We start from the raw sequence: 1,281 nt of genomic DNA, 5'->3' as shown, positions 1-1,281 counted from the left end.
AGTCCCATCCCACCGGTCGAGGATGTCGAGCTCGCCGACATCGACCTCAGTAACCCCTTCCTTTACAGACAAGGGCGGTGGCAGTCGTACTTCGAACGGGTGCGCAACGAGGCACCGGTTCACTACCAACCCAACAGTCCGTTCGGCCCGTTCTGGTCGGTCACGCGCCATGCCGATATCGTGGCCGTCGACAAAAATCATGCGCTGTTTTCCGCCGAGCCGTTCATCGTCATCGGCGTCCCGCCCCGGTTTCTCGATATCGAGATGTTCATCGCGATGGACCCACCACGCCACGACAGACAGAGGGCTGCCGTCCAAGGCGTGGTCGCACCGAAGAACCTCCGGGAGATGGAGGGACTCATCCGATCACGCGTGCAGGAGGTGCTGGACGACCTCCCCTTGAACGAGCCGTTCGACTGGGTTCAGAATGTCTCGATCGAGTTGACAGCTCGGATGCTCGCAACTCTTCTGGATTTCCCCTACGAACAACGCCGCAAACTCGTCTACTGGTCTGATCTGGCAACCTCGATGGAGCAAGCCAACGGTGGGCCCTCGGACAACGACGAGGTGTTTGAAGGCATGCGTGACATGGCCCGTGGCCTCAGCGCTCTCTGGCATGACAAAGCAGCCAGGAGGTCTGTAGGGGAAGAGTCCGGTTTCGATCTGATCACCATGTTGCAGAGCAACGAGGACACCAAGGATCTGATCGATCGTCCGATGGAATTTCTGGGCAACCTCGTACTGCTGATCGTCGGTGGCAACGACACGACGCGAAACTCGATGAGCGGTGGCGTTCTTGCGTTGAACCAATTCCCCGACCAGTTCGAGAAACTGAAGGCCAATCCCGATTTGATCCCCAACATGAACTCGGAAATCATCCGATGGCAAACACCATTGGCGTACATGCGCCGAATCGCCAAAGCCGACACCGTTCTGAACGGACAATTCATCCGCAAGGGCGACAAACTGGTGATGTGGTACGCCTCGGGTAACCGCGACGAACGCGTTTTCGAGAATCCTGATGATTTCATCATCGATCGCGCCAATGCGCGCAATCACATCGCGTTCGGATTCGGTGTACACCGGTGTATGGGCAATCGACTGGCCGAAATGCAGCTGCGGATTCTGTGGGAGGAGTTGCTTCCCCGCTTCGAGAACATCGAGGTCGTCGGCGACCCCGAGTACGTTCAGTCGAATTTCGTGCGGGGCATCAGCAAGATGATGGTGCGCCTGACGCCTACTTCCAGCGCATGACATCGCAACGGGCGATCATCGTCGGCG

The 1,281-nt window shown here is 57.9% G+C and carries 1 protein-coding gene; it reads left to right on the top strand.

The annotated features are described in order from the left end of the window. Positions 1 to 1,254, top strand: a 1,254-nt coding sequence (locus ACH4F2_RS36205) for a cytochrome P450 (protein WP_398136827.1), incomplete at its 5' end; no start/stop codon positions are given. Positions 1,255 to 1,281 lie beyond the last annotated feature (27 nt).

This window comes from Streptomyces sp. NPDC017890, assembly GCF_044328675.1.
GTDB lineage: Bacteria > Actinomycetota > Actinomycetes > Streptomycetales > Streptomycetaceae > Streptomyces.
This window is presented reverse-complemented; position numbering and strand designations above follow the sequence as displayed.